18 protein-coding genes are annotated in these 21,027 nt (G+C 41.1%); 8 read left to right on the top strand and 10 right to left on the bottom strand.

Translation table 11 applies throughout. The features are described 5' to 3' along the window. Window positions 1-109: 109 nt before the first annotated feature. The 3 genes from C5695_RS18065 to C5695_RS18055 are packed head-to-tail and all read right to left on the bottom strand — an operon-like array spanning window position 110 to window position 3,810. Entirely contained in the window at window positions 110-1,252 is a 1,143-nt protein-coding gene (locus C5695_RS18065) for a Ger(x)C family spore germination protein (protein WP_117732197.1), read from the bottom strand. After that, a complete protein-coding gene (locus C5695_RS18060; protein ID WP_117732195.1) occupies window positions 1,242-2,339 on the bottom strand; it encodes a GerAB/ArcD/ProY family transporter in 1,098 nt (365 codons plus the stop codon). The genes C5695_RS18065 and C5695_RS18060 overlap by 11 nt, the downstream gene beginning before the upstream one ends. Continuing rightward, complete coding sequence (locus C5695_RS18055) at window positions 2,329-3,810, bottom strand: spore germination protein (RefSeq protein ID WP_117732193.1); 1,482 nt, start codon at window positions 3,808-3,810, stop codon at window positions 2,329-2,331. Before C5695_RS18055 ends, C5695_RS18060 begins: the two co-directional genes overlap by 11 nt. A gap of 747 nt (window positions 3,811-4,557) precedes the next feature. Here C5695_RS18055 and pgsB point away from each other — a divergent pair. The 5 genes from pgsB to C5695_RS18035 all read left to right on the top strand — a co-directional run bounded on the left by pgsB (window position 4,558) and on the right by C5695_RS18035 (window position 8,887). Beyond that, a complete protein-coding gene (gene pgsB, locus C5695_RS18050) occupies window positions 4,558-5,739 on the top strand; it encodes a poly-gamma-glutamate synthase PgsB (RefSeq protein ID WP_012011489.1) in 1,182 nt (393 codons plus the stop codon). 15 nt (window positions 5,740-5,754) lie between these two features. Further along, window positions 5,755-6,204: a poly-gamma-glutamate biosynthesis protein PgsC gene (gene pgsC / locus C5695_RS18045; protein WP_007497520.1), complete on the top strand. Its 450-nt coding sequence runs from the start codon at window positions 5,755-5,757 to the stop codon at window positions 6,202-6,204. An 18-nt stretch (window positions 6,205-6,222) separates the two neighbouring features. Continuing rightward, on the top strand, window positions 6,223-7,389 hold the full coding sequence (locus C5695_RS18040; protein WP_117732191.1) for a CapA family protein: 1,167 nt from the start codon (window positions 6,223-6,225) through the stop codon (window positions 7,387-7,389). Next, a complete protein-coding gene (locus C5695_RS20710; RefSeq protein ID WP_187441311.1) occupies window positions 7,386-7,556 on the top strand; it encodes an extrachromosomal elements maintenance protein EdmS in 171 nt (56 codons plus the stop codon). The genes C5695_RS18040 and C5695_RS20710 overlap by 4 nt, the downstream gene beginning before the upstream one ends. A 107-nt stretch (window positions 7,557-7,663) precedes the next feature. Continuing rightward, entirely contained in the window at window positions 7,664-8,887 is a 1,224-nt protein-coding gene (locus C5695_RS18035; RefSeq protein WP_117732189.1) for a C40 family peptidase, read from the top strand. A 56-nt stretch (window positions 8,888-8,943) separates the two neighbouring features. On the opposite strand, the gene C5695_RS18030 is transcribed toward C5695_RS18035, so the two are convergent. Continuing rightward, a complete protein-coding gene (locus C5695_RS18030) occupies window positions 8,944-9,825 on the bottom strand; it encodes a Cof-type HAD-IIB family hydrolase (protein ID WP_187441853.1) in 882 nt (293 codons plus the stop codon). Window positions 9,826-10,122: 297 nt separating this feature from the next. Continuing rightward, entirely contained in the window at window positions 10,123-11,088 is a 966-nt protein-coding gene (locus C5695_RS18025) for an LCP family protein (protein ID WP_117732184.1), read from the bottom strand. 271 nt (window positions 11,089-11,359) lie between these two features. Here C5695_RS18025 and C5695_RS18020 point away from each other — a divergent pair, with 271 nt between their 5' ends. Then, window positions 11,360-12,724 (top strand): sugar porter family MFS transporter, encoded by a 1,365-nt coding sequence (locus C5695_RS18020; RefSeq protein WP_117732182.1) that lies wholly within the window; start codon window positions 11,360-11,362, stop codon window positions 12,722-12,724. A 137-nt stretch (window positions 12,725-12,861) separates the two neighbouring features. Beyond that, window positions 12,862-14,259, top strand: coding sequence for a bifunctional glycosyltransferase family 2 protein/class I SAM-dependent methyltransferase (locus tag C5695_RS18015; RefSeq protein ID WP_117733191.1), 1,398 nt, complete (start codon window positions 12,862-12,864; stop codon window positions 14,257-14,259). Between the two features lie 13 nt (window positions 14,260-14,272). On the opposite strand, the gene C5695_RS18010 is transcribed toward C5695_RS18015, so the two are convergent. The 5 genes from C5695_RS18010 to kduI form a co-directional block, all read right to left on the bottom strand. Next, the gene (locus C5695_RS18010) at window positions 14,273-15,418 is read right to left on the bottom strand and encodes a Ger(x)C family spore germination protein (protein WP_117732180.1); all 1,146 of its coding nucleotides are present in this window, start codon (window positions 15,416-15,418) and stop codon (window positions 14,273-14,275) included. Beyond that, window positions 15,415-16,515 (bottom strand): GerAB/ArcD/ProY family transporter, encoded by a 1,101-nt coding sequence (locus C5695_RS18005; protein ID WP_117732177.1) that lies wholly within the window; start codon window positions 16,513-16,515, stop codon window positions 15,415-15,417. Before C5695_RS18005 ends, C5695_RS18010 begins: the two co-directional genes overlap by 4 nt. Before the next feature lie 3 nt (window positions 16,516-16,518). After that, window positions 16,519-17,985 (bottom strand): spore germination protein, encoded by a 1,467-nt coding sequence (locus tag C5695_RS18000; protein WP_117732175.1) that lies wholly within the window; start codon window positions 17,983-17,985, stop codon window positions 16,519-16,521. Window positions 17,986-18,090: 105 nt separating this feature from the next. Next, window positions 18,091-18,864: a 2-dehydro-3-deoxy-D-gluconate 5-dehydrogenase KduD gene (gene kduD, locus C5695_RS17995; protein ID WP_117732173.1), complete on the bottom strand. Its 774-nt coding sequence runs from the start codon at window positions 18,862-18,864 to the stop codon at window positions 18,091-18,093. 4 nt (window positions 18,865-18,868) lie between these two features. Next, entirely contained in the window at window positions 18,869-19,696 is an 828-nt protein-coding gene (gene kduI, locus C5695_RS17990; protein WP_117732171.1) for a 5-dehydro-4-deoxy-D-glucuronate isomerase, read from the bottom strand. 262 nt (window positions 19,697-19,958) lie between these two features. On the opposite strand from kduI, the gene C5695_RS17985 reads away from it, so the two are divergent. Further along, complete coding sequence (locus C5695_RS17985) at window positions 19,959-20,969, top strand: LacI family DNA-binding transcriptional regulator (protein ID WP_117732169.1); 1,011 nt, start codon at window positions 19,959-19,961, stop codon at window positions 20,967-20,969. Window positions 20,970-21,027: the final 58 nt, after the last annotated feature.

Below are 21,027 nucleotides of genomic sequence, written 5' to 3'. Positions count from 1 at the left end.
CTCCCTTCATGAATGTGTAACCGTTTACATAAATAGATTATCACGAATGCTCTGAATTGACAATCTTTAAAAAATAAAAAAAGAAAAGAAAGATGTGATCTTCCTTTTCTTAGCTAGTAATACCTGTTTGTGTAATATTCACTTTGATTTTTGGAATAATTTTCACCTTTGGATAATCGGTTACCCAGTTCATTTTCATATACTCATCATAATGTCTTACTCGATATTTTCTCCCAAGACTTAGAACATCAGAATTTGCTTCTTGCAGCGAGGCAACGACTTTTTCGGCTTCTTTTGTCAAAATGGCTGAAAGCCTTTTGTTGAGGATTTCAATGGTCTTATCTGTATCTAGGTTATCTTTCGGGTACTCGAGCACAGATGTCGTGAATTCATAATTGAGAGAGAATGTTAAGTCTCGGTGATCAGGATTGACAATCTTAATGTCTCTCTTTGCGTCTGTTACTTGAATGGTGATGTAATTGCTCTCTTTTGATTTCATGTCACTTCTAACTTTTTTTGTGAAGGTTGCATAGCTCCCCATTTTCCCGTCCATCACGGTGAGCAGAATCGCATCTTGACCGTACAGTTCGCCTTTCTTTTTTTCATTATCAAATAGGGCTACACCTTTTACACTAATTAACTGCTTTGATTGATCGAAGTGAAGTAACGGCAGTGTGAAATCCTCTCCCGTTTGCAGCATTTTGGACCGGACATTTTGAATGTTTTTAGGTGCTACTAGGGAGGACTGTGATGCGGTAGTGATTAAGTTGTTTAAATAGTCGCTCACAATAAGTTTTTCCTTGAGCAGCTGGTTGATCAATTCCACACAGCTTCCCCCTTGAACCACAGCAAGGTTTGCGAGTAAAGGACTTTTGGGATCTCGATAAAACATATCTAAATAGGGAAGAAGGCGATTTTGAGCAAATTCATCGCCGATCAGCATGACCCGCATTTTCGATATATCAATTTTTTGGTCGACAATCCGGCTAAAGTTGGTCCTTGCTTTTCTTAAAGTCGGTGCTTCAGTTGTAAGAACAGTGGTTGAATAGCTGCCTGTATTTCCTTGCTCCATACTTTGAGACTGCTGCACCTTTCTATAGGTAATTGAGAATTTCGCATTGTCTTCTTCTCCTTGATCGACAGCTGAAGTTAAGACAAGAGAGATGTTTTTTAACAAATTCTGATCCCAGCAGCCAGGCATGAATATAAGAGAAATACACATAAGCAGCGTCAGTATGTACTTATGACGCATGTGATTTCACCTTCCCTTTGCGATGTTTGATCAAGATGGTGATGGCCATAATGATCGGAAGTGTATAAATAACTGAATATTGAGAAAAAGTCGTAAAGTCATTAAAGCGCTGAATTCTAAAATTATCTTCTGCAAGAAAACAGCTAGCGACATAGATCAAAATGGCAAAATAATAGACATACTTTTTATGCTCTTTTTTCTTCAAAATGCTGGATACGCCATTTGCACAAAAGTAGAGATAATTGCTGAGGGTGGCAAGAATGTTAAACACCCAAAAGCTGAGAAAAATTAAGTCTGTCCTCTCAATCACACCGAATGAAATGGTCTTTAATAGATAAAGAACAGGGTTGGGTATGACATTAAGCTCAATTGGGCTGAAAAACATAAAACAAATCAATGTAATAAATAGGTAGTAAAGCGTTGTGCATATATTAGAAATGGTCATGACCTTATACCGCTGTTTAATGGAGCCCTTCATAAATGGAGAGATGATAAGAATCATCTCGAATCCATTCATGGACAGAACAACGTCCTTCAATCCAATTTGAAATTGAGAAAAATCTGTTTGGAAAAAAGGCATGAGGTAGTCGATATTCGTTCCTTTTAATGCATAAATCATCAATAGAGACAGCATGAGCAAAAAGGGAGTCAAAATAAAGTTAAACCTGACAATTGCTGTGAGTTTTTCCTTTGCGATGTAGATAATGGATATCATCAGCAATAAATCAATGACCCAATTTGGCGTAAGCGGTAGCACCCATATTCCAAGAATTCGTGTGAAGATCGATAGAACAACAATGCAGACTGAGGCAAAGTATACTGTATAGAGAACTATCAAGGTCCGACCGATCCATTTTCCGAACACGTTGATTAACGTTTGGAAAAACGATGTGTCAGGATATTTATGAATAATGTAAATAAAAATGGTGTTGATGATTTGGATGAATAATCCGGCTAGAATAATCGTCATCCACCCATCGTGACCCATATCCTTCATCAGCAGATGAGGAAGTCCTAAAATCCCTACACCAATTTGAGATTGGATGATAAAAAAGACTGCTTGAGATGGAGATATTTTATTTTTCATGTTTCTTTTCCCACCCTCGCAATTGTTCAATTTGTTTTTTCTTTTGCGGATTTAAATAAATAGGGCGCTGTTTGTACATCCACATAGGCAGTCGTATCACAGTATCTTTTAAATCCTGCCAGTTAAAGGGAGCAACTGGTGATAAGTACGGTACACCTAGTGATTCTAGGCGGCATAAATTCATGAGGACAATGGCTAGTCCAAATGAAATGCCAATAAAGCCAAACATAGAAGCCATGAACATGAGCGGGAAACGCAGCATCCTGATGGTAGACGTCATTTCAAACGAAGGAAGAACAAAGGAAGCAACAGCGGTCACGGCGACCACAACGATAAGAACATTCGAAATGAGTCCTGCTTTTACTACCGCATCTCCAATGACCAAACCGCCTACGATCCCAATAGTCTGCCCGATGGGTTTTGGCAGACGCACCCCGGCTTCCCGTATGAGTTCAATGGTAATTTCCATCAGCATGGCTTCTATTAAAGGAGGGAAGGGAATCCCAATAATAGAGTTCTTCATGGTGATGGCGAGCTCATCGGGAACCACCTCATAATGAAACCCAATGACTGCGATATAAAAAGATGGCAGTATGACTGCGATGATACAGGCAAGATAACGCAAAACACGGATAAATGTAGCTGGAATCCAGCGACTATTATAATCATCTGGTGATTGAAAGAAACTAAAGAACGTGATAGGTAGAATGATGGCCATTGGACTGCCATCCATCAGCACAACAATTCTGCCTTCAAGGATCGCAGACCTGACTTTATCAGGACGTTCAGTGTCAATCAGCTGCGGAAAAATAGAAAATGAATCATCCTCAATTGCTTCAACGACAGACCCAGGACTGAGCAGTGTGTCTACTTTAATAGAAGAAATCCGTCTGTTCACTTCTTCTACCTTTTCTAGATTGGCAATATCGGAAATATAAATTGTGGCAAGCTTTGTTTCCGATTTTGTACCGACCTTATGGTACTGGATGGCGAGTTTCCGATCATTTAAGTGAGAACGCAGTAAATGTAAATTCGTATCCAAGCTTTCCACAAATCCATCATGTGCGCCCGCAATAATACTTTCTGAAGAAGGCTCAGAAATAGAGCGCAGCGGAGGCTGCCCAACGGTAAATAATTTAAACTGTGAGGAATTTTCTTCAAGAAAGGCAATGCTGCCTGCAATGATACTGTCTGTAATTAGCGTCAAGTCACCAGTTTCGAGAGTACTAAGAGACTTTGTATAATCCTGCTTTCCAGGATTGCCTAATAAGTTGCCGATAATGAAATCATTTAATTTACTTTCATCTATCCTTGTCTTAATAAAAAACAAGACAGATTTTGTTTCATTCACCATTAACTCTCGATATTCAAAATCTCCGCTTTGCTGAAATGTCTTTTTCAGAATCCGAATTTTTTCCTCGAAGCTTCCTGATAGAAAGTGCAAGCGTGTTTGTTCATTGGTGTTTGGCATCTTTAGCCTCCTCTCACAGATTTTTTAACCATAGTGTGAGCAGAGAGGCTGAATTTATTCGTCATCTTAGGTGAAAGCATGACATAAGCTGACAACTTTCAACTAAAATCATATTAAAAATGTTAAGAAATGATGAATCTTGATAAAAAGAAATGAATAATGTTTCATTGTTTAGGTCATAAGGAGCGAATATCGTAAAGAGAAGGTATTCCGAAATGATCATTCGTTTACATATTATACCATTTCTTTGTGACCTCAAAATAAGCATATGACTTGATTTTTTTGGAGGTGACCTTTGTCATGGGTCAACACGTAGCGTTCTGATCGATGAGGATGACTTTCTAACCTGTTCATTTAAAAATCGAAAACATTCTAAAACACGCACTATTCATTTAAAGCGCTGATATGACTGATTTTCTAGAACTGATAGGACTTTAAAACATTGATTCAAAATACATCTTAACAATTGTCAAAAAATTTAGGGAGAAAAGGACAAAAGATTTTTCGATGTTTAATGGTAGCGCTTTCTCTTATTTGAAGCCGAAATTCATGCTGATTTATGTCCGTCTTTTGGCCTTTCCATTTGAAGGCGAGGTAGGCAAATACACCTTATGATTAGAGGAATTTGGCATACGAGGAAGTGAAAGATTATGTTACATAATACCGATTGTGATTTTATGCTGAACCTATATACTGTTGATTGAATTTACATATCACACTCATAAAAAAAGGAGATGTAGATAAGCGATGTGGTTAATCGTTATAGCCTGTGTCATCATGTTAGGGATTGGCTTTATTGAAAAGAAGCGTCATCAGAAAAATATCGATGCCCTGCCGGTGCGCGTCAATATTAATGGTATTCGCGGAAAGTCTACCGTCACAAGATTGACAACCGGTATCTTAATGGAGGCAGGTTATAAAACTGTCGGAAAAACAACGGGAACGGATGCAAGAATGATTTATTGGGATACGCCAGAGGAGAAGCCGATTAAAAGGAAACCGCAAGGACCGAATATCGGTGAGCAGAAGGAAGTTATGAGAGAAACCGTTGAAAGAGGAGCAAATGCCATCGTCAGTGAGTGTATGGCAGTAAATCCAGATTACCAAATTATCTTTCAGGAAGAGCTGCTTCAAGCAAATATTGGCGTGATCGTAAACGTTCTTGAAGATCATATGGACGTCATGGGGCCGACACTTGATGAAATAGCAGAAGCCTTTACAGCGACAATTCCTTATAATGGACACTTGGTTATTACGGATAGTGAATATACGGATTTCTTTAAAGAGATTGCGAAAAAACGCAACACAGAAGTCATTGTTGCAGATAATTCCAAGATTTCCGATGAGTATTTACGGAAATTTGAGTACATGGTTTTCCCAGACAATGCCTCACTTGCACTTGGTGTTGCGCAGGCATTAGGGATTGATGAAGATACGGCATTCAGAGGAATGTTAAATGCGCCGCCTGATCCAGGAGCGATGAGAATTCTTCCATTAATGGACGCGAAGACACCTGGACACTTTGTAAATGGTTTTGCGGCAAACGACGCATCATCTACATTGAACATTTGGAAGCGCGTGAAAGAAATTGGATATCCAACAGATGAACCGATTATTATCATGAACTGCCGTGCGGATCGTGTAGATAGAACGATCCAGTTTGCGGAGGATGTACTTCCTTATATTGAAGCAAGTGACCTTGTCTTGATTGGTGAAACAACAGATCCAATTGTAAAGGCATATGAGGATGGAAAAATTCCGGCTGACCACTTACACAACCTTGAATATCAATCTACAGAAGAAATTATGAACATGCTTGAGAAAAAGCTTCATAATCGAGTGGTTTATGGAGTCGGCAATATTCATGGTGCCGCTGAACCGTTAATCGAAAAAATTCAAGAATACAAAATTAAGCAGCTTGTCAGCTAGGAGGAAATATAGAAAATGTTCGGATCAGATCTTTATATCTCGTTAATTTTAGGTGTTCTACTTAGTTTAATCTTTGCAGAAAAAACAGGAATCGTACCAGCTGGACTTGTTGTCCCAGGTTATCTAGCGCTTGTATTTAACCAGCCAGTCTTTATTTTAGTCGTTTTATCTGTCAGCTTGCTCACGTATGTCATCGTTCGCTTTGGTCTATCAAAATTTATGATTTTATATGGACGCAGAAAGTTTGCTGCGATGCTGATTACAGGGATTGCCTTAAAGCTGATATTTGATTTCTTCTATCCAGTGGTCCCATTTGAAATAGCCGAATTCCGCGGAATTGGTATCATCGTTCCTGGATTGATTGCGAATACGATTCAAAAGCAAGGTCTTACGATTACCCTTGGAAGCACGTTACTTCTAAGTGGTGCAACATTTGCCATCATGTATGTTTACTATCTATTTTAAGATAAGGTGTGTCCAATGATGAATAAAAAATTAAGCTTTCAGGAAAAGCTGCTGAAAATCACAAAGAACCAAAAGAAAAAGACGAATAAACACGTACTGATTGCTTTACCGATCGTCATCGCTTGTACATTTCTATTTACGTTTATCGGGAAAGCACAAGTGCCAACTGTACAAAAGAATCCAGAAAACATCCTGACCGCTTCGTTTGTCGGTGACATTATGTTTGGAAGAAACGTAGAAAAAGTAACAGACCGCTATGGAAAACAGCATCTCTTTCGCTATGCCAAGCCATATTTTGATGTATCAGATTATGTAACAGGTAACTTTGAGCATCCAGTCGCATCAGATCAGGAACAAGCGGCGCAAAAGAATATTCATTTGAAAACAGATGAGGACTCTGTTAAAGCGCTGAAAGATTTGAATTTCTCAGTATTAAACTTTGCGAATAACCATGCGGCAGACTTTGGTGAAAAAGGGCTAAACAAAACGATCGATTCCTTTGAACATGCTGATATGGATTATACAGGTGCAGGCCGTAACCTTCAGGATGCGAAGCAGAACATTTCGTACAAAGAAGTAAATGGTGTCAAAATCGCTACACTTGGTTTTACAGATGTGTATGGGAAAGATTTTAAAGCAACGAATCGCCAGGCAGGTATCTTGCCAGCCGATCCTTCTATCTTTATTCCGATGATTTCGCAGGCTGCTGAAAAGGCAGATGTCGTCGTTGTACATGCTCACTGGGGACAGGAGTATAACAATGAAGTAAACGATAGACAAAGAGAATTGGCAAGAGCGATGTCAAAGGCTGGTGCAGATATCATTATCGGTGCTCATCCGCACGTTCTTGAGCCAATGGAAGTCTATAATGGCACGGCGATCTTCTATAGTTTAGGGAACTTTATTTTTGACCAAGGGTGGTCAAGAACACGTGATTCTGCACTTGTTCAGTATCATCTGAATGAAGATGGAAAAGCGACATTTGAAGTTGTCCCAATGTACATCAAGGAAGCAACACCTGCTCCGGTAAAAGCAGGATCACTAGAATCAAAATCCATTATCCGTATGCTGACAAATGGAACAAATGCGGATTGGAAAGAAAAAGATGGACACATTTTCTTTGAAGTAGATCACGCTGATAAAGTTAAAAACTTAAAAGAAAACGGAGGGAAAGAGAAGAAATGAAATTCCTAAAAGCAAGCTGGCCGTTTGTTGCGTTAATTTTAGTATTTGTCTTTATGTCTGCTTTCAAATTTAGTGACAGCCTCACAGATCATGAAAAACAAAAGATCTCAGTTGAGATGCAGAAAATTGAACAGCAAAAGCAGTCAAAAGCGGAAGAAAGTAAATAAAGGTAAAGAGTTTACAGGGCACGCACTGCGTGCTCTTTTTTGTCGAAAAAAAGGTGTAAAATGAAAGGTGTCTTGCCGAAACTAAAGAAGAAAGGAGGGAAAAGATCTTGAAATGGAAAGGAATGTTGATTGGCGGGTGTGCGCTCGTAGGTTTGATGTTCATGTCTCATTCAGAAGTATCTGCTCAAACAGCGTCTCCTTTGGAGAAAGCGGAAAAGCTGATTGGAACGCCTTATCATAAAGGGGGAACTGATCCAAAAACAGGCTTTGATGCATCTGGCTTTATTCAATATGTGTACAAGACGTCAGATGCATTTGATTTGCCGCGGAAGGTAATCGACCAGTATCAGATTGGAGCAAAGGTATCATGGGACAAAGCCAAGCCCGGTGACCTTGTGTATTTCCGCAGCCTTGAAGAAAAAAAGGATATCCCCACACATGTTGCATTGTACGCTGGGGACGATCAGGTCATCCATATCACGCTTAGTCAAGGGGTGGTGAAAACAGATGTCAGCAAAAGTAAATACTGGACGAACCGGTTTTATGCAGTCAAACGACTGCCTGGCAAGCAGGAAATTTCTGATGATCGCCTAGTGAAAGATGCAATGAAATATGTAGGGATTCCATATGTATTTGGTGCAGCGGACCCAAAGGTTGGGTTTGATTGTTCAGGCTTTTTACAATATGTATTTGAAAAATCACTAGGGATTTATTTACCTCGAAGTGCTGAACAGCAGTGGATGGTTGGAGAAAAAGTGGCATTAGCGGATATACGTCCAGGGGATTTTGTCTTTTTTAGCAACACATATAAGCCAGGCATTTCTCATGTAGGGATGTATATTGGGGGCGGCCGCTTTATTCATGCGAGCCGTTCGGAGAGTGTCACGATTTCTTATTTGTCCGAGTCGTATTGGCGTGAGAAATGGACAGGTGCGAAACGATTAACAGAGCTGAAATTAGCAAAAGAAGACCCGATTGTCTCAAAAGCCGCTACGTATATTGGTGAAGTTCCTTATGTCAAAGGCGGTACGAATCCAGAAAAGGGCTTTGACACAGCAGGGTTTACACAGTACGTGTATCGGAAAGTACTTGGCATTGAACTGCCTCGCTATGCGTCAGGTCAAGTCAAGGCAGGTACGACTGTGAAACGTTCGGAGCTGAAGCCAGGAGATCTCGTTTTCTTTAGTGGCACGTCATTAATGCCGGCGATTTATGCAGGATCAAATCAAGTCATTCATGTGACCGTATCAAAGGGTGTCGTTATCACCAATATGAAAACAAGTACGTACTGGAAGGATAAGTATGAGACGGCTGTTAGAATCAAAAAATAAAGAAAAAGCCCGATCAACGCTCGTATCGGACTTCTAGACTTCTCTCTAGGCGCTAATCAAACAAGCGTCTTTTTTTCATGGAATTGATTTTGTAAAAGCAGATCAATAAAGTAAGCAACACCGTCTTCATGATTGCCTTTTGTGATGTAAGTGCTCTTTTCTTTAATGACATCTACAGCATTGCCCATAGCAATGCGGTGGTCTGCTTCCTCAAACATGGATAGATCGTTTGGACTGTCACCAATCGCATAAATATGTGAGCGGTCTACGCCATAATGAGCTGCAAGCTTTTTAAGGGCATGTCCTTTCCCGGATTCTTTTGGCAGCACCTCAATGATATGCTTACCAGAAGAGGTTAACGAAAGCTCGGGCATTTCTGCAAGAAGATCTCGGGCTTCCTGCAATTTGTTCATATCAAACGAGAAGCAGAGTAACTTATAGGTCGCTTCATTCGACTCAAAGATCTGCCGAATATCATCCACTGGTTTGATGCCAAATTGTTTGAATTGAGTCATTGCCCCTTTCCATAAATCAGCTACATCTTCATTTGGGTTCGCACTTTTGATCACATCAAATTCTGCTTTCAGCTTCTCTTTTCCATCGAAAGGAGAGAGGAGTGCATCGTCCGTATAGACCTCAAAGTAAATGTTTCGTTCCACTAATGCCTTAGCCGCTCGTTTTCCTGCTTCTTGATCAAGTGTGATTCTGCTGAAAAGCTCGTATCCTTCAGTATGAACGGTTCCACCGTTTGCCGCAATAATCGGAATGTCTAAATCGCCCAGCAGCTCTTTTACATCGAAAGTCGCCCGTCCTGTACAGATGGTGACAATATATCCTGCTTCCTTCGCGCGAATTAATGCTTCCCGATTTTGAGCAGATATTTCACTTTTTGTATTTAAAAGCGTACCGTCTAAATCAATCGCAATCATTTTTTTCATCGCTGTCAAATCCTCCTTCATTCATGCAGTAGCCTCTTCAAAGTATGTACGATTTCCTTCATTCTCATGAAAGAATAGGATGGTTGTTTCCTCTCTATCAAGGCTAAACAAAAATGACCGAATGATCAAGGAAATAAGAAAAAGCGCCTTTAAAAGACGCTTTCAGCGTGTAGACAAACCCTCGCATTCTTTGTCAGTCCTGCGCGCCGGTGTTCGTCCTTCCTAGATTTCAAAGGTTTTCTATCACGCTGAAAAGAAGACAAAGGGCTAAAATAAAATCATTTTAGCCCTTTTTGTTTATGATAATTCAAGCTGCTTTTTCAATTCAGTCTTTACTTCGTTTAGTTGGGGTTGATCTAATTGGTAATAATAAACACCGTTTGGCTGGTAATCAGAGCCTTTTAGCTGAATGGTATCAACCGATTTCAGTGACGTCAGAAGCGGGAAAAGCCCGACTAGCTCTTTCATTGAAAGGTTGGTGGAGACATTATCACCGAGTGTATCAATGATATTGTCATATGATGGAATAGACGTTAACGATTTTGATTTATCGAAAATGGCTTTTAATACTTCCATTTGACGCTGTCCGCGCATTAAATCACTATCTGCTTTTCTTGTTCTCACATAGGCGAGAGCTTGATCACCATCTAGCGTATGAGTTCCTGTTTGCAGCTGTACCTTGCCTTTTGTATCTTTTAGAATTTGTTTGACTAAATATTCATCCTTGATGTTAATCGATACACCATTTAGTTCATTGACGATCTCTTTAAACGCTTTAAAATTACTTTGGATAACAAAATCAACCGGAATATCTAGTAAATCTTCGACTGTGCTCAAGGTTAAATCTGCACCGCCAAAAGCGTGTGCATGTGTAATTTTGTCATAGCCATGACCTGGAATATTGACGTATGAGTCCCTTGGAATGCTTAATAATTTCACGGTTTTATTTGTACGATTGACGGTTGCTAAGACCATCGCATCGCTTCTTGCTTGTTTGACTGTTTCGCCCGGTCTGCTGTCAATTCCAAGCAGCAAGACAGAGAAGCTGTCTTTCCCAGGATCGAATGCTTCAATCCGTTTGACAGATTGTGCGCCGCGATCTAAAGATACTTGTGCCTTTTTGGCAGCGCTTGTCACTTTATAGTAGGCGTAGCCTGTGACAGAAGCGGTTGTCAGTAAAAGAATACCGAATATAAACAGAGTGACTTTCACCCATGGCTTTAAACGCTTTTTTCCTTTGCGTTTACTTCGTGATTGATCCATATATTTTAAACCCTCGCTATGATTTTTATAGTAAAGATGACCTTCTTGTTGTTTACAAACTAAAACAAATATACCTTAAAACGGGATATAGTGCGACATTTTTTTCACTAACGCTTAATTGACGTTTCCTTATCATAAAAAGTTTCAATGATATGAAAATGAAATATATTTGTCATAAAACATCGAAATGTTTGAAAAGACAGGAAGTGAGGAAAATGGTTTTTCATAGAGAAACATCCAGTACATACAGAACAAAAGAGGGGTTATGAACATGAAAAATCGGAATGGATGGCTTTATTTCTTCGGCGCCCTTGGCGGCGCTTTATATGGATATGATACAGGTGTTATTTCTGGCGCTATCTTATTTATGAAAGAGGATTTAGGGTTAAATGCGTTTACAGAGGGACTTGTCGTCAGCTCGATTTTAATTGGGGCGATGCTCGGTTCCTCTCTTTCTGGAAAACTGACAGACCAATTCGGGCGGAAAAAAGCCATTATTGCCGCAGCGATTTTGTTTATTATCGGCGGATTTGGTACAGCCCTTGCTCCAAATACAGAAGTAATGGTCTTATTCCGAATTGTACTAGGGCTTGCTGTCGGCTGCTCGACAACGATTGTTCCATTATACTTATCTGAACTTGCTCCAAAGGAATCACGAGGTGCACTATCTTCTTTAAACCAACTCATGATCACATTTGGTATTCTTCTCGCCTATATTGTGAACTATGCTTTAGCTGATGCAGAGGCATGGCGCCTGATGCTTGGAATTGCAGTTGTTCCTTCCGTGCTTTTATTATGTGGGATTTTATTTATGCCAGAAAGTCCGCGCTGGCTGTTTGTTCATGGACAGGCAGACCGTGCGAAGGAGATATTGTCTAAGCTTAGAAAGAGTAAGCAAGAGGTCGAAGAAGAAATTTCTGATATTCAAAAGGCAGAAAATGAAGAAAAAGGCGGTTTTAAGGAATTATTTGAGCCGTGGGTGCGACCAGCATTAATCGCTGGTGTCGGTCTTGCCTTTTTACAGCAGTTTATCGGAACCAATACGATTATTTACTATGCGCCAAAAACGTTTACAAGCGTTGGCTTTGGTAACTCAGCCGCCATTTTAGGAACCGTCGGCATTGGCGCTGTGAATGTCGTTATGACGTTTGTGGCAATCAAAATTATTGACCGTGTAGGCCGTAAAGCACTACTCCTATTTGGGAACGCGGGAATGGTCCTCAGTTTAATTGTCCTCTCCGTGGTCAATCGATTTTTTGAGGGATCAACAGCTGCAGGGTGGACAACCATTATTTGTTTAGGGCTCTTCATCGTCATTTTTGCTGTCAGCTGGGGTCCAGTCGTTTGGGTCATGCTTCCTGAGCTGTTCCCAGTACATGTGCGGGGAATCGGTACAGGCGTCTCTACCTTCCTCCTCCATACAGGGAATTTAATTATCTCGCTGACATTCCCAGCTTTATTAAGCGCGATAGGCATCAGTCATCTTTTCCTCATTTATGCGGTCATCGGCATAGGCGCCTTCTTGTTTGTGAAATATTTGGTGACGGAAACGAAAGGGAAGAGTCTTGAAGAAATTGAAGAAGATTTAAAAAAGAGAAATCGTGCCGTCGCAAGTGACGAAGGAAAAACGGTGTGAACAATGACCAGCTGCCAGCATGCAGCTGGTTTTGCTTTGTTAAACAAACGTTTAATCAAGAAAGGACAATCTCTCATCTTCTGAACGTGCTGCATATGACATACATATGGAACAGGCGGGCGAAAGGTGGAAATGAGATGAAAGGAAAAACGAGTATTGTCATGCTGACATACAATGAATTGCATTTAACGAAAAAATGTATCGACAGCATCAAGCAGCATACCCGAAGTGACCAATATGAACTCATTATCGTTGATAACGCGTCAACTGACGGTACGAAGGAATATGTGAGAGAGCTGAAAGATGTGATTTTCATAGAAAATGCAGTAAATCAAGGCTTTGCAAAGGGCTGCAATCAAGGAGCAAAAAAAGCTTCAGGAGACAGCATTCTCTTTTTAAATAACGACACGATCGTGACGGAAAATTGGCTTTCTCCATTAAAAGAGGCGTTATTTTCATCAGAACGTATTGGGATGGTAGGACCGGTATCCAATTATGTGAGTGGGCCTCAAATGGTCGAGCCATCGTATACAGATGTGAAGGAGCTCCCAGCTTTTGCGAAGAAATATACGGCTGCTAGAAAAGGTCAGAGAACATATGTACATCGGCTTGTAGGTTTTTGCCTGTTGGTAAAACGAGAGCTCATCGAGGATGTGGGGCTATTTGATGAGCGGTTCATGTATGGATCATTTGAGGATGATGATCTTTGTTTGCGTTCATTGCTAAAGGGATATCAACTGCAAATCGTCCATGATTCATTTGTGCATCATCACGGTCATGCAACGTTCCGTGCGAATGAAGAAACGAATATTTCTACACTCTTTGCAGAGAACAGGCTTCGATTTTTAGATAAATGGGGGATTGACCTCAATCTTGTGACTCCTCACCCTTATTTTGCAGCACTGCTTCCAAAGGACGCTGGATGTGTGCTGGATGTGTGCTGCGGCGCAGGGGCAACAGGGCTTGAACTGATGAATCGGCAATCTATTAACATGTACGGCGTAGAGACAGATTCATTAAAAGCAGCAATCGCAAAGGCATATTATGAAGAAGTCATCGAGGCAAAAGCAGAGGATTACCCGTGGTTAGACAAAGAGGCTTTTTTTGATGCCATTATTTTTTCTGATGTATTAGAGCATGTGGTAGATCCTTGGCACATCATTGAACAAGCGCATGCATCTTTAAAGCCGGGCGGTGTGATTATTTGCTGCCTGCCTAATATGATGCATGCAGAGGCACTTCTCCCGTTAATGACAGGGGATTTTACGTATCAAGATGTCGGGATTTTAGACCGAAGTCATCTGAGGTTCTTTACACCAAACACCATGCGTTCGCTTTTCCCGGACCATTTATTTGAACGAGTGATCGAGCAGCGCATCAATGTACAGATTGATCAAAACGTCCAACTGTTTTTTGACGAAGTGGCGAGAGCAGGGGCGGCACTTGGCTTTCAAACAAAAGCGTTGTCTGATCAAGTGAACCTTTACCAGCTTTTAATCGTTGTACGTAAAAAAGGCGACTCTCCTTCGGGATAACCGCCTTTTTGCTTTACCATTTATAACTTTTCGTTGCACCTTCTGCTCCAAAGTTCAAAATGCTGACTTTGACATGATATTCGATATCTGCTTCTTGGAAGAGTGCATCCCACTCGTTTCGATGCTTTTCCCAATAGTCTGGGTATTTGATACGGAACTGCCTGCTTAAAAAGATCGGATCAACACCTACTTCATTTTGCATATGACTCACTGCTTTTTGAATGCGCCCTTTAATTTTCTTAGAGAAAATCCGCTCATATCGTTTGATGTACTGCTCATCGAACGAGTTTTCAGGAGGATATTGATCCTCTGATAGTTTTCCATTTGTTTGTATATTAATTTTAAAGGACACCTTTCCATTGTTGAGATAGGGTTCGATCTCGGTTTTGGCTTTCTTGACTTCATACGTAATCGGAAAGCCTTTGTAGGTGGCAGGTACAACACCACCTGAGATCCGATCCATTACCCAGTTTAAAGATTGGACATCCTTCGCAGGGATGAAGCCGATCAGCTTTCGGGTTTTTCCATGAATGATGCCAGCCCCATCATAGATAAGCTCGCCGTCTATTGCATCTACACTTTGGACAAGGAAGCTCACGCCCATCTGGAAGTAATCAGATGCCCGGCCAATGCGGGTTGGCAGCAAAATCTTTCCGTTAAAGTTTCGATTTTTGGATGTTTCAAAGATATGTTCAACCGGAACTTTTTGCTGTGATTTCAATTTTTGATTGATCACTTTTGACGCATCATCTCGTGACACGAGGAGATAGCTGCTTCGCCGCACTTCATCATCTCGTATAAAGTGATTGAGCGTTGCTTGAATATCGTGATGCTCTGCCTGATTTTTACCGAACAAGAAAATTTTTAGATGATCACTATAGATCGGCTGGTCCTTTAAAGCGACATTACTGACAGCCTCCAGCACATTTCTCCCCTTCGAGACGACATTCAAATAGTCAGGAGAACCAGTCTCTTGTGTTCCCCCCATTTTTGGTACAAGGTTTTGATATGTAAGCTTCACCCCTTGATTCTCTTGCTCGTCAATGCCAACGCCTCGAACAAATGATAATTTTTCAATATTCTTTAAATCCCAACACCCTGTTGATAGAAGGAAAAGACAGCAGGACAAAAAGATGAACAATACACGCTTTCCTCTCATGCAGAACGACCTCCCCATTTTTTACGTATCATCATCAGGATCGCTGTAATAAACGGAATGGCTAAAATGACGAACAAGGCATAGCCGAGTAAAGTAGAGTAGTAAAAGACTTCATTGATATTTTTTGGAAATAGGGAGAGAGCAGAAGTAATTAAAAAAAGCAGCCATAGCAGCCTCGTCATATTGGTTGTCTTAAAGACTGTTTGGCAACCTTTAATCGCAAATTGGAAAAAGCCAAGCATACAAATGAACTGCTGACACGTCCAAATCGTCAATAAAAAAATATCAAACCGTTCAATAAATACCCCTTCAAGTTCTAGTGCTTGAATGAGTGAGACAGTGGGCCAGGTGAGGGATTTCGTTTCTCCAACGGTCATGGAACCAATCACGATAAAGAGCGTGAGAGAATAGATAAGAGAGGTAATTCCGACCCCGATCGCAGCGGCCCATTTCGCCTTCGACCATTTGTCTTTATAAATGAGCGGTACAACAAACAAAATGACCTCAAAGCCTGTAAATTGAATAAATGTTTGAGAGAACAAACTACTGAAATCTTTAAACCCGTGCGCCATCACAGGGCGTAAGTAATCAAAATTGAATATTTTCAAACTAAACAGCATAAGCCCAATATAAATGATCATTGTTACCGGATATATGTATGTCACCAATTTCACTATTGGCAAAATACCACTTTTCAAATGATAGATGGCCACGAGAAGAAAAATCATGACAATCACTGCCATGGGGGTCGATTGCAGCAGAAAAAACTGAACCACTTCACCGAGTACTCGAGCCTCAAAGCCGACAATGCTTAGTAAATATGCAATCAGCATCAAATTAAAGATCGTGCCAAAGAATGTACCGGCTCCTTTTGTGTTTGACTCGAAAATAGTGTCCGGTGCATTCTTTTCAGCAATCCATCCTAACAAAAAAGCGACGAAAGCAAAGATGACTCCCTGTATTAATACAATGATCCAGCCATCAGGGAACCCTGAATTGGCAGAACTGCGAGGAATGGTTAAAATTCCAGCGCCTATCATTGTAGAGCTGCACAGAATGGTGACTTGTAACAATGATAGCTTCTCAGCTCTGTACATCGTTTAATCTCCTTGTCTTTTGAGATTTTTTGTCTTTGCTGTTTTCGGTCTTGATTTAAATAGCCCAATTGGTAAACGAAGGTACGTATCCTTTAAATCTGAAAACGGTGAAGACAAAACAGGTGTGAAATAGTCAAAACCAAAGGTCTTTAATTGCATCAGGTGACAAAGCACAAATAAATAGCACATGATTAAGCCGTATAACCCAAATATCGCTGAACTGAAAATCGCCATAAACCGCAAGATACGCAGCGGGAAACTAAAGTCATAGGATGGTGCCGTAAAATCAGCCAGTGCCGTCAGTGACACAATAATCACCATTAAGGCACTGACGATATTGGCTTGGACAGCCGCCTGACCAATGATGACGCCGCCAATGAGTCCAATTGTCTGCCCGATGGCTCTAGGAAGGCGAAGTCCAGCTTCCCGCAGTAACTCTATCGTAAAAGACATGAGAATCGCCTCGACAACAGGAGGGAACGGAACGTTCTGCCGGCTGCCTGCGATGGTAAGTGCCATTTGAGTCGGTAATAAACCTGGATGATAAGAGACAAGTGCAATGTAAAGACCAGGTAAAAAAATCGTGAGGAGCACGGCAAGATAACGGAGCAAACGTAAAAGAGTGGCGCTAGTCCATCTCTGATAATAATCTTCAGGTGATTGCATCAAGGCTGTAAGAGTCATGGGTAAAATGAGCGCAAATGGAGTTCCATCAAGTAAAATGGAGACTTTGCCTTCAAGTACAGATGCAATCACCCGGTCAGGGCGCTCTGTGTTTTGAAGCTGCGGAAAAATGGAGATGTGACTGTCCTCAATCAGCTGTTCAATATAGCCAGTTTCAGGAATGTCATCCATTTTGATTTCAGTCATGCGTGATAGAACATCTTCTACTAATTTGGGATCAACAATATCACGAACGTACACAAGGGCAGCATTTTTTTTATTGCGAGAGCCCACACTCACCTTTTGAATGACAAGATTAGGGTCGTTTGCCCGCTCACGGAGTAACGCCGTGTTTTTTTCAAGGTTTTCAATAAAACCGATCCGCGGCCCTCTTACTAGGACTTCCGATTGCGGCTCTTCAACCTCTCTAAATTGAAAAAGGTTCGTTTGGAGCGAAAGTGCTTGCGTTGCCCCATTTACAAATAAAATAGCCCTGCCGCTATATAATTGCTCGATGGCAAGGTTTATATCTTCCAGCACGTCATTTTGTATACCAAAGAACGTGTTAGAAAGGGAAGGAAGTGTAGTAGGGTCAACCTCGGCGATGTTTAGTTCCTTTTGCATTGGTGAAATGATTTGCTTGGAAAGCATCTCAAATTCTGTGAGTCCTTCAACATACACGAGACATGCAGAGATAGCCGAAGGACCAAATGAAAAAGAATGGAACACGATATCATCACTTTTTCCGGCGAAGCTTTTGACCCGTTTAATGACGGACGCTATATCTTGTTCGATACGACTTTTCATAATTCCTCACCCTCATGTCATGTTTTTTATAGAGTGACTCGGTAGGTGGAGAATTATGCAAATAGAAAAAAGAGAATCCCTATCATTAGGAATTCTCTCGTCTGTTTATCTTGCAAGCCAGCCGCCATCAACAGATAAAATATGACCGTTCATATAATCGGAAGCGGGTGAGCTTAGGAAAACAGCAGCGCCGGCAAGATCCTCAGGTTTTCCCCAGCGCCCAGCGGGAATTCGTTTGAGAATCTCTTCATTTCGATTTTTATCGTCCCGAATGGCTTGCGTGTTATTGGTCGCAATGTATCCAGGCGCGATCGCATTCACTTGTATATGATGGTTCGCCCATTCGTTGGCAAAAGCCTTCGTCAGCCCGGCGACAGCATGTTTACTTGCTGTATAGGCTGGGACAAACACGCCGCCTTGAAACGATAGAAGGGAGGCAATATTCACGATTTTCCCTTGCCCGTTTTTCAGCATCTGCTGCCCAACCTTTTGCGTCAGGAAAAAGAGACTGTTGATGTTCACATCCATGACCGTATGCCAATCTTCCTCTGAATAATGAGCGGCCTGCTCTCTTTTGATGGTTCCAGCATTATTGATTAATATATCGATCGTATGCTTTTTTAACATGGCATCGACAGCCTGCTTGGCAGCTTGAGGATCGGAAAAGTCGACCTGAATCGCATGAAACGATCGGCCTGACTGTTCGACAAGCGATTTCGTTTCTTCAAGCGGTGTGTGATGGTATGTGCCGATGATATCTGCGCCTGATCGGGCAAGCGCCACTGCAATGCTCTGCCCAATGCCGGTTCCAGGACCTGTCACAAGGGCTGTTTTGCCTTCAAGAGAAAAGAGGGACGCTACATAGGATGCTGTCGTCATCTCATTACCTCAGCTGGTCCATTGGGACAAAGTCCATATCTTTGAACGTATAGTTCTCGCCCGCCATCGCCCAAATAAATGAATAATTTGCTGTACCCGAGCCTGAATGAATGGACCAGGCAGGAGAAATGACCGCTTCCTCATTTGCAACAACGAGGTGTCTCGTTTCGGATGGCTCCCCCATAAAATGAAAGACACGTGCATCCTCTTCGATATCAAGATATAAGTACACTTCCATTCGCCGATCATGAATATGAGCGGGCATCGTGTTCCACGTGTTATTGGTTTCCAGCTGAGTAATTCCCATCATGAGCTGACAGCTTTGGATACCGTTTGCGTGAATGACTTGATACAAGTTTCGTACATTCGAAGCAGATGCTTCCCCTAAGTGGTTCGGTGTTAATTCAGCGATGGCTGCTTTTTGTGTAGGATACGCCCTGTGAGCCGTGGCAGATACAAGATAGAATTTGGCCTCTTCGCCTGATGAACTAGCAAACTGGACATCTTCATGCCCGAGCCCAATATATAAAAAATCTTTATGTTCCAGCACAAAGGACTCACCATCAACAGTGACCGTTCCTTGCCCGCCGACATTCACAATGCCAATTTCTCGTCTTTCAAGGAAATAATCCGTACGTAGAAAATCTCCCGCATCTAGTTTCAGCGCTTCTGAACCCGGCATAGCGCCACCAATCACCACGCGATCCTCATGCGAATAGTAAAGTTTTAATTCACCACCAACGAATAGTGTAGGAATATGAAAATGACGACGAAGTTCCTCTGTTGTAAAACGTTTGACCTGCTCAGGGTGTACAGCATAACGATTTTCCATTTGAGATCAGCCTCCCTTTCCATCTGAAACAAAAGATTGATATTTTATTTGGTATCGGTTTCAAGGAAAATTCTAGAGGAAAAAGAGAGCGTCGTCAACCGTTTATTTGAAATCGCTTTCTTTTTATTTCTTTAAATGATTTTTCGTCATCTTCAAGCAAAAAAATCTTCTGTAATAGATGAAATTATGATATGCTCTTTTTAAGTTATTTGAAATCGGTTTCGAAACAAAAGACAAGATATTGATTGTGGGAGTTTTTTGAATGAAAGAGAAAAAGCAAACAAAAGTCACCATTAACGAAGTGGCATCTTATGCAGGGGTTTCTAAATCAACTGTATCCAGATATATCAATGGCAGAACAAATGAAATTTCTGCTGAAAAGGTAAAGAAAATCAAGAAAGCCATTGAGGAACTCCATTATCGTCCGAGTCAGCTCGCTCAAGGATTGAAAGTGAGAAAAAGCAAGGTCATTGGGTTTATTGTTGCCGACATTACAAATCCATTCTCTGTAGCGACACTGCGCGGGGTCGAAGAAATTTGTGATGAATATGGGTATAGCATCATGGTGTGCAATACAGACAACCGCCCAGAAAAAGAACGAGAAATGCTCCTCAAGCTAAATGCACATTATATTGAAGGGCTCATCATCAATACGACTGGCCAAAACAATGACATGTTGCAAGACTTTAAGCAAAACGGTGTACCGATTGTCCTTGTTGATAGGAAATTGCCAGAACTTAAAGTCGACACCGTCACAACGAATAACCGCGATATCACGATCAGGCTGCTTCAGCAAATGTATGAAAAAAACTACGAACACATTGCTTTTTTTACTGAGCCAGTCGATGGAATCAGTCCTCGTGAAGAACGAAAAGAAGCATATGAACAGACAGTCATGAGTAAACATAAGACGTCCATTATTGCAGAAATTGATTTGAAGAAAAAGGAACAATTGCGAGAGGAGATTGTTCGCTTTGTACAATCAAACAAACAGAAAAAAGCGATTTTAGCAGCCAATGGTTTACTCATGCTGAAGCTGATTAGTGAAATTGTAGAGCTTGGGATTAAGATTCCAGAGGAGATAGGCATTGCAGGGTTTGATGATACAGAATGGTATAAGTTAATTGGACCGGGAATTACAACGGTTGCCCAGCCGTCCCATGAAATGGGGAAAGCCGCTATGCAAAAAATCAAGACACGGCTTGAAGGGGATGAAAGTGCGCCCCAAACCATTCAGCTTGATGGAGAAATCATCATAAGGAAATCTTTATAAACGAAGATAGAGAAGAGTATACATACGTGGATGCTCTCTCTTTTTTAACTAATTTGAA

This window comes from Bacillus pumilus, from assembly GCF_003431975.1.
Lineage (GTDB): Bacteria > Bacillota > Bacilli > Bacillales > Bacillaceae > Bacillus > Bacillus pumilus_N.
The sequence above is the reverse complement of the archived record's forward strand: the minus strand, read 5'-3'. Positions and strand labels throughout refer to the sequence as shown.